The following is a 3,281-nucleotide window of genomic DNA, read 5'->3' as shown; positions in this document are numbered from 1 at the left end:
CCATCATGGCGTTCACCGTGATTGTCTGGGGCCTCGGCGTAGGGCCGGTGTATACCAACTGACATGATTCCCCCCCGAGAACGACAAGATCTGCCAATACAGGCCGCCGCAAGGCGGCCTTCTCGTTTGGCGGATGACCATTCGGCAGGTCGGCGATTCGCAAGTCCGGGAGGTTGCGGCATACTCGACGCCTCTGGAGATCCATCAAGCATGCCCGAGCAACTCAATACCCGCGTCGAAGACTGTTACCAACTCGCAGAAGCCTTTTTCAAACGTCATTTCCAACGCCCCGTCGTCAGCCTCAAGCTGCGCGGGCAAAAAGCCGGTGTCGCGCATCTGCACGAGAACCTGCTGCGCTTCAACCCGCAGCTGTACCGGGAAAACACCGAACACTTCCTCAAGCAGACTGTGGCCCACGAAGTCGCGCACCTGATCGCCCATCAACTGTTCGGCGACCGCATCCAGCCACACGGCGAAGAGTGGCAACTGATCATGCGCGGGGTCTATGAACTGCCGCCGGATCGCTGCCACACCTACGCCGTCAAACGCCGCAGCGTGACCCGCTACATCTACAAATGCCCGTGTGCCGACAGTGATTTTCCGTTTTCGGCGCAGCGTCATAGCCTGGTGCGCCAGGGACGACGGTATTTGTGCCGTAGATGCCGCAACACCTTGGTATTCAGTGGTGAGATGCGGGTGGAATAGTCAGTGTTCAGCTGGACCGCAGGGCCTCATCGCTGGCAAGCCAGCTCCCACAGTTTTCGAGATGCTCACAGGCTCTGTATACGACACAAAACCTGTGGGAGCTGACTTGCCAGCTCCCACAGTTTCCAGGTGCTCACAGGCTCTGTATACGACACAAAACCTGTGGGAGCTGGCTTGCCAGCGATGAGGCCGGTACAGGCCCTAAAGAATGACTTTGGAAGCACGCAACTCGGCAATCCGCTGCGCACCAAACCCCAACTCGCCCAACACCTGCTCCGTATGCTGCCCCAACCCCGCCCCGACATGTCGCGGTGCCGGCAGCGCCTCGGAGAATTTCAGCGGACAGGCAATCTGCGCCTGCGTCGTACCATCCCCACGCGGCACCTGGGTCACCAGTTCACGCGCCTGCAACTGGGGATGCAGCACCGCCTCGCTCAGATTCAGCACTGGCTCGACACAGGCATCGACCCCGGCGAACAATTCACACAGCTCGGCAAAGTCGTGTTTCTCGAACTCCACTTTCAGTGCGTCCTTCAATAACCGCTGCTGCTCGGGCTTGGGCGACAAGCCCTGCGCCGCCAACTCTGGCCGGCCCAACGCCGTACACAGTTGCTGCATGAAGGCCGGCTCCAGACTGCCCACCGACAACCAGCGCCCGTCACGCGAGCGGTAATAGTCATAGAAGCTGCCGCCATTGAGCATCTGGTCTTCCCAGTGCGGTTCCTCGTCACAGGCCAGGTAACCGGCACCGGCCATCGCGTGCAGACTGAACGCGCAATCGGTCATGCTCACGTCCAGATGGGTGCCCTGCCCGCTCTGTTGCCGGGCAATCACCGCCGCCAGCAGGCCGATCACGCCGTGCAGCGAACCACCGGCGATATCCGCCACCTGCATGCCCAGCGGCAACGGACCGCTGTCGGCGCGACCGGTATAACTGGCCAGCCCGGCCAGTGCGAGGTAGTTGATGTCATGCCCGGCGCGATCCTTATACGGCCCGGTCTGGCCGTAACCGGTGATCGACACGTAAATCAGCTTGGGGTTAATCGCCTTCAACGCTTCATACCCCAGGCCCAGGCGCTCCATCACTCCGGGGCGGAACTGCTCCAGAACAACGTCGTAGTCGCCCAGCAACTGCCTGATTACCTCCAGCGCCTCGGGCTGCTTGAGATCCAGCGCGAGGCTGCGCTTGTTGCGGTTCAGATAAGCGTGGCTGGCCGACACGCCCTGATCGTGGGGCGGCAGCACCCGCAGCAGATCCATACGGCTCGGCGATTCGATGCGCAGCACCTCGGCGCCCATGTCCGCCAGCAACAGCGAGGCGAACGGGCCTGGCAGCAGGGTCGAGAAATCCAGAATCTTCAATGAGGCCAGCGGCGCAGACATGGGCGATCTCCTTGGGCAATGCACCCAGCCTAGGCAGCGATGCCGCGTCCGGCAATCACCGGATATGTCAGCGGGGGTGACCGTTACGCTCAAATCAGGGGCAAGAAAAAACCCGCCGAAGCGGGTTTCTCAGTGCATCTGTGGCGAGGGAGCTTGCCCCCTCGCCACAGAGTATTACCCGAGTGCAGTTACTTGACGTTGCTCGGGGTCGCGCCTTCAGCCACACCCAGGTCATCTTCAGGACGGGTGTCAGCGATACCACGACCGCCCGAGGCCAGCTCGGATTGCAGCACGTCGGTGTCCAGCTCTTTCACCCACTTGGCAACCACGATGGTCGCGACGGCGTTGCCGACCAGGTTGGTCAGGGCACGGGCTTCGGACATGAAGCGGTCGATACCGAGGATCAGCGCCAGACCGGCCACCGGCAGGTGACCGACCGCCGACAGGGTGGCGGCCAGTACGATGAAGCCCGAACCGGTCACGCCAGCCGCACCTTTGGAGGACAACAGCAACACCACCAGCAGGGTGATCTGATGGGTGATGTCCATGTGCGTGTCGGTTGCCTGAGCAATGAACACGGCCGCCATGGTCAGGTAGATCGCGGTGCCGTCGAGGTTGAACGAGTAACCGGTCGGGATCACCAGACCTACAACCGACTTCTTCGCGCCCAGACGCTCCATCTTGATCAGCATGCGTGGCAGTACCGATTCCGACGACGAAGTACCCAGTACGATCAGCAGCTCTTCACGGATGTAGCGGATCATCTTCAGCACGCTGAAACCGTGCATGCGGGCAATACCGCCGAGCACGATCAGGATGAACGCCAGGCAGGTGATGTAGAAGCAGATCATCAGTTGACCCAGCTGCACCAGCGAGCCGACACCGTAGGCACCGATAGTGAAGGCCATGGCACCGAAGGCACCGATCGGCGCGAGCTTCATGATCATGTTGATGATGTTGAACATCACGTGGGCGAAGCGATCAATGAAGTCGAGGATCGGACGACCGTAGTCACCCAGGCGATGCAAGGCGAAACCGAAGATCACCGAGAACATCAACACTTGCAGGATGTCACCGGTGGCGAATGCACCGACGATGGTGGTCGGGATCACGTTGAGCAGGAAGCCGACAACGCTCTGGTCCGCGCCTTGTGCCACGTAGGTGGCGACTTTCGAGGCGTCCAGGGTGCTGAC

General features: G+C 61.1%; 3 protein-coding genes. 1 reads left to right on the top strand and 2 read right to left on the bottom strand.

Annotation, left to right across the window (positions count from 1 at the left end; genetic code table 11):
• Positions 1-210 precede the first annotated feature (210 nt).
• On the top strand, positions 211-705 hold the full coding sequence (locus DBR24_RS12365) for a SprT family zinc-dependent metalloprotease (protein ID WP_041067555.1): 495 nt from the start codon (positions 211-213) through the stop codon (positions 703-705).
• Positions 706-906: 201 nt separating this feature from the next.
• On the opposite strand, the gene DBR24_RS12360 is transcribed toward DBR24_RS12365, so the two are convergent.
• Complete coding sequence (locus tag DBR24_RS12360; RefSeq protein WP_128614895.1) at positions 907-2,088, bottom strand: CaiB/BaiF CoA-transferase family protein; 1,182 nt, start codon at positions 2,086-2,088, stop codon at positions 907-909.
• Between the two features lie 188 nt (positions 2,089-2,276).
• The coding region (gene dctA, locus DBR24_RS12355) for a C4-dicarboxylate transporter DctA (RefSeq protein WP_256591427.1) at positions 2,277-3,281 on the bottom strand (1,005 nt) is incomplete at its 5' end.

Origin of the sequence: Pseudomonas sp. HMWF006, assembly GCF_003061205.1 — a bacterium.
GTDB lineage: Bacteria > Pseudomonadota > Gammaproteobacteria > Pseudomonadales > Pseudomonadaceae > Aquipseudomonas > Aquipseudomonas monsensis.
Note: the sequence above shows the minus strand (reverse complement) of the source record. Positions and strands in the feature narration are given on the sequence as shown.

Excerpts from the sequence above, each read along its gene's own strand:
- DBR24_RS12365 (WP_041067555.1), top strand. The coding sequence starts at position 211 with ATGCCCGAGCAACTCAATACCCGCGTCGAAGACTGTTACCAACTCGCA.
- DBR24_RS12360 (WP_128614895.1), bottom strand. The coding sequence starts at position 2,088 with ATGTCTGCGCCGCTGGCCTCATTGAAGATTCTGGATTTCTCGACCCTG.